At 73.8% G+C, this 4,670-nt stretch carries 4 protein-coding genes; 1 reads left to right on the top strand and 3 read right to left on the bottom strand.

The window, feature by feature from the left end; translation table 11 throughout:
• Positions 1-238: 238 nt before the first annotated feature.
• Positions 239-424, bottom strand: coding sequence for a hypothetical protein (locus ACFWNV_RS39285; RefSeq protein ID WP_215034445.1), 186 nt, complete (start codon positions 422-424; stop codon positions 239-241).
• A 552-nt stretch (positions 425-976) separates the two neighbouring features.
• Here ACFWNV_RS39285 and ACFWNV_RS39290 point away from each other — a divergent pair.
• Positions 977-2,203 carry a serine/threonine-protein kinase gene (locus ACFWNV_RS39290; RefSeq protein ID WP_383957037.1) on the top strand — a complete coding sequence of 409 codons (1,227 nt, stop codon included), beginning with the start codon at positions 977-979 and terminating at the stop codon, positions 2,201-2,203.
• A gap of 6 nt (positions 2,204-2,209) precedes the next feature.
• On the opposite strand, the gene ACFWNV_RS39295 is transcribed toward ACFWNV_RS39290, so the two are convergent.
• Together ACFWNV_RS39295 and cobA are read right to left on the bottom strand one after the other, a co-directional pair.
• Positions 2,210-3,022, bottom strand: a complete 813-nt coding sequence (locus ACFWNV_RS39295) for a TrmH family RNA methyltransferase (RefSeq protein ID WP_383957040.1) — start codon at positions 3,020-3,022, stop codon at positions 2,210-2,212.
• Between the two features lie 67 nt (positions 3,023-3,089).
• Positions 3,090-4,310: a uroporphyrinogen-III C-methyltransferase gene (gene cobA, locus ACFWNV_RS39300; RefSeq protein WP_383957043.1), complete on the bottom strand. Its 1,221-nt coding sequence runs from the start codon at positions 4,308-4,310 to the stop codon at positions 3,090-3,092.
• Between the last annotated feature and the right edge of the window lie 360 nt (positions 4,311-4,670).

The raw sequence follows: 4,670 nt of genomic DNA on the forward strand, positions 1-4,670 counted from the left end.
CGACGCCGGGGTGGCGCGCCTGCGCCGTGGGGTGGGTGGGGCGGGTTAAAAAACGTGGGGGTGCGTGGGGCGCTTTAAAAAGCTTGGCGCGGGCATTAAAAAGGGTGCTGCGCGTCCGGCTCCCCAGCCGTACGCGCAGCACCCTTCACCTGCCGTCCGTCGACCGCTCCCCCGTCCCCACGGGGTTCGGCCGGTGACAGTCCCGGCCCAGGCCGCTCTCCTGGGCCCGGGGCGCCGCTCAGCGCCCCAGCATCACGCTTACGGACGACGCCTGCGCCGCCACCTGGTCGAAGCCTCCGAAGAGGAAGAGCAGGAGGGCGGCCAGGGGGAGCACCATGGCCGCGGCCACCAGTGGGTGGCGACGACCGGACTCATGGCTGTTGAACGCGAATGCCTTGCGTCCCTGCCGTGCGATGTCCGCCATGGTCCTCTCCCTGTCGTTTGGCAGCGGCGGGTTTATGACCTCGGGGGACGAGTGCTCCACCCGCCGCTTGTCTTCAACACTAGGCGCGGGAAAGGCTTCTGGCCTCATGCCTTCGTACCCATTGCCTGGCCTCCAGGAGGATGACGAGTCCACCTCGCGTGTACTCCCCTGGGTGGAGACCCGCCCCTCCCTCTGAGGGTCTTCCCGGAGGGGATGACCGGAGCGTAGTGACTTCGCTCACTTCCGTCACTCACCGCACACGTCCGGCCTCCGACCAGGCAGCCCCAAGATCAACTGACGGGGCCCGTTCGACCCGGCGGCCACCGCTCCCCCATCGACCCGGCCCCGACCCCAATTCCCGTGGCCCGGGCCCTGCTTGACCGAACCGCCCCGCTCCGTACATGCGTCCTAGCGGTGGTCCGGTGATTCCCCAAGTGGACTGCCCCGTACTGACAATCGAATCCCCCGGCGAGGGCGCGGCCTCTGAGCGCGCATGCCGGATGGTCCGTAAGCTGTGCCACGTCAACAGGACGACCGGTCAGCGGGGTGGACATGGCGATGATGCGGCTCCGGCGCGAGGACCCGCGTGTCGTCGGCTCGTTCAGGCTGCACCGGCGCCTCGGCGCCGGCGGCATGGGCGTCGTCTATCTGGGCTCCGACCGGCGCGGACAGCGCGTCGCGCTCAAGGTGATCCGGCCGGACCTGGCCGAGGACCAGGAGTTCCGTTCGCGCTTCGCGCGCGAGGTCTCCGCCGCCCGGCGGATCCGCGGCGGGTGCACCGCGCGCCTGGTCGCCGCGGACCTGGAGGCGGAGCGTCCCTGGTTCGCCACGCAGTACGTGCCCGGCCCCTCCCTGCACGACAAGGTGGCCGAAGAGGGCCCCCTGACGGCCGCGGCCATCGCCGCCATCGGCGCCGCGCTCTCCGAGGGACTGGTCGCCGTCCACGAGGCCGGGGTGGTCCACCGCGACCTCAAGCCCTCGAACATCCTGCTGTCGCCCAAGGGCCCGCGCATCATCGACTTCGGGATCGCCTGGGCCACCGGGGCCAGCACCCTCACGCACGTGGGCACGGCCGTCGGCTCCCCCGGCTTCCTGGCGCCCGAGCAGGTGCGCGGCGCGGCCGTCACCCCCGCCACGGACGTCTTCTCCCTCGGCGCCACCCTCGCCTACGCGGCCACCGCCGACTCGCCCTTCGGGCACGGCAGTTCCGAGGTCATGCTGTACCGGGTGGTGCACGAGGAGCCCCACCTCCAGGGTGTTCCGGACGCGCTCGCGCCCCTCGTACGGGCCTGTCTGGCGAAGGACCCCGACGAGCGGCCGACCACGCTCCAGCTGTCGATGCGGCTCAAGGAGATCGCGGCCCGCGAGGCGCACGGGATGGGCGACAGCCGCCCGCCGGCCCAGCGGGCGCGCACCGAGCGGCCGACGGGACGGCTGCCCGAGGAGTACGCCGAGGGGTACGCCGACCAGCGCACGGAGCGCCGTAGCGCCGGCACTCCCGCCCCGGGACGTCCGGGTACGGGAACCGGAACGGGCCAGGGCAAGGCTCAGGGACCGCGCGGCGGACCGGACTCCCGGCCCTCCTCGCCGCGGGGCACCGGCGCGCGGGGCCCCGGCTCCACGGCCGGGCGTACGGGCGGCCGCCCGGCTCCCCGTACGACGGGCACCGGGCGGCGGCCGTCACGGCCGGACCCCAAGCTGATGCGCCAGCGCCTGATCGTCTTCGTCGTGGTGACGCTGCTCGTGGCGCTGGGCATCGCGCTGGCCCAGAAGCTCTAGGCGAGCCTACGGACGGCCGCTGGCCACCGCGTAGAAGGCGACGGCGGCGGCCGCGCCCACGTTCAGCGAGTCCACCCCGTGCGCCATGGGGATCCGCACCCACTCGTCGGCGGCGACCAGTGCCTGGGTCGACAGTCCGTCCCCCTCCGCGCCGAGCATCAGCGCGACCCGCTCCAGCGTCTGCGGGGCCGCCTCGTCGATCGGCGAGGCCTTCTGGTGCGGGGTGAGCGCCAGCAGCTTGAAGCCGGCCTCGCGGACCGAGTCCAGGCCCTTGGGCCAGGCCTCCAGGCGGGCGTACGGCACCGAGAACACCGCGCCCATGGAGACCTTCACGGAGCGCCGGTACAGCGGGTCCGCGCAGTCGGGCGAGAGCAGGACCGCGTCCATGCCGAGGGCGGCCGCGCTGCGGAAGATGGCGCCGATGTTGGTGTGGTCGTTGACCGCTTCCATGATGACCACGCGCCGGGTGGTGGCGAGCAGCTCCTCGGCCGTGGGCAGCGGCTTGCGCTGCATGGAGGCGAGGGCGCCGCGGTGCACGTGGTAGCCGGTGACGCGCTCGGCGAGCTCCGGGCTGACGGCGTAGACCGGGGCCGGGAGCTCGTCGATGACGTCGCGCATGACGTCGACCCACTTCGCGGAGAGCAGCATCGAGCGCATCTCGTACCCGGCGTCCTTGGCGCGTCTGATCACCTTCTCGCCCTCGGCGATGAAGAGACCTTCCGCGGGCTCGCGCCTGCGCCGGAGTTCTACGTCGGTCAGGCCCGTGTAGTCGCGCAGGCGCGGGTCGTCGGGGTCCTCGACGGTGATGAGATCAGCCACAGGGTGATACTGCCTTGTCCTGGGTGCGGTGCCAACGGCTCTGCGGGGTTGCGGGATTGCCGGGGTGTCACTCGGCCCCGGGCCGGTGGACCTTCACGACGTCGCCGATCACGATGACGGCGGGCGGCCTGACCTCCTGGGCCTTCACGGTCTCGCCGACCGTCGCCAGGGTGGCGTCCACCCGGCGCTGGGAGGCGGTGGTGCCCTCCTGGATGACGGCGACGGCGGTGTCGGCGGGGCGGCCGTGGCGCACCAGCGCCTCGGCGATCAGGCCGATCTTGTCGACGCCCATGAGGATGACCAGGGTGCCGGTGAGCTTGGCCAGCGAGGCCCAGTCCACCAGGGAGCGCGGGTCGTCGGGGCCGACGTGGCCGCTGACCACCGTGAACTCGTGGGCCACACCGCGGTGGGTGACCGGGATGCCGGCCGCGCCGGGCACGGAGATGGAGCTGGAGATGCCGGGCACGACGGTGCAGGGGATGCCGGCCTCGGCGAGGGCCTGGAGCTCCTCCATGCCGCGGCCGAAGACGTACGGGTCCCCGCCCTTGAGCCGGACCACGGCCTTGCCGGCCTTGGCGTGGGTGATGAGGGCCTCGTTGATGGCCTCCTGGGCCATGAAACGGCCGTACGGGATCTTCGCCGCGTCGATGACCTCGACGTGCGGCGGGAGCTCGTCCAGGAGGTCACGGGGGCCGAGCCGGTCCGCGATGACCACGTCGGCCTCGGCGAGGAGGCGGCGGCCGCGGACCGTGATCAGGTCGGGGTCGCCGGGCCCGCCGCCGACCAGGGACACGCCGGGGGTGTGCGGGCGGGCGGCGGTCAGGGAGCCGTCCCTGAGCCCCTCGACGACCGCGTCGCGGACGGCGGCGGAGCGGCGGGGGTCGTTGCCGCTCAGCACGGCGACGGTGACGCCCTCCACCCGGCCGGTGGCCGGGGTCCAGGCGCTCGCGGCCTCGGCGTCGTCGGCGCGGACGCACCAGATGCGCTCGCGCTCGGCCTCGGCGGAGGCGGTGTCGTTGGCGGCCCGGTCCCGGGTGGCCACCAGGGCGTACCAGGCACCGGCCAGGTCGCCGTCCTCGTAGCGGCGGCGCTCCCAGCGGATCTCGCCGGTCTCCGCCATGGCGTCCACGGAGGGGGTCGCGGAGGGCGAGATGAGGACGATGTCGGCGCCGGCCGCGATCAGTGCGGGCAGCCGGCGCTGGGCGACCTGGCCACCGCCGATCACGACGACGCGGCGGCCCGTGAGGCGGAGTCCGACGGGGTAGGCGGGGTGTGCCGGGTGTCCCATGGCGGTTGCGGCTCCTGATGCGGCGGTGACGGCGGGCCGCTGCGTCGCTGGAGCGGCTGATCGGGCGGTGACGTGCGGTGGCCCGTCCGGGGTCCACGATACGACCCGCCTGCGCGGCGGTCGCCTCGGGGGCCATTGCCCCGGCCGGGCCGTGAGCCGGGCCGCCCCGGGCTCCGCCCCAGGCCAGGGGGGTTTCGCCCCATGATCACCCGGCGGGCACGGCCCGGGGTGGCTACGAGGCCGACGGGGTGCGGGCGTGCCCTGCGGGGCTCTCCCCCGCCCCGCCCCTTCCCGAAACCGGGGGCTCCGCCCCCGGGCCCCCGCTCCTCAAACGCCGGAGGGGATGGATACAGCCCTGGC

It is taken from the genome of Streptomyces sp. NPDC058401, from assembly GCF_042722885.1.
Classification (GTDB): Bacteria; Actinomycetota; Actinomycetes; order Streptomycetales; family Streptomycetaceae; genus Streptomyces.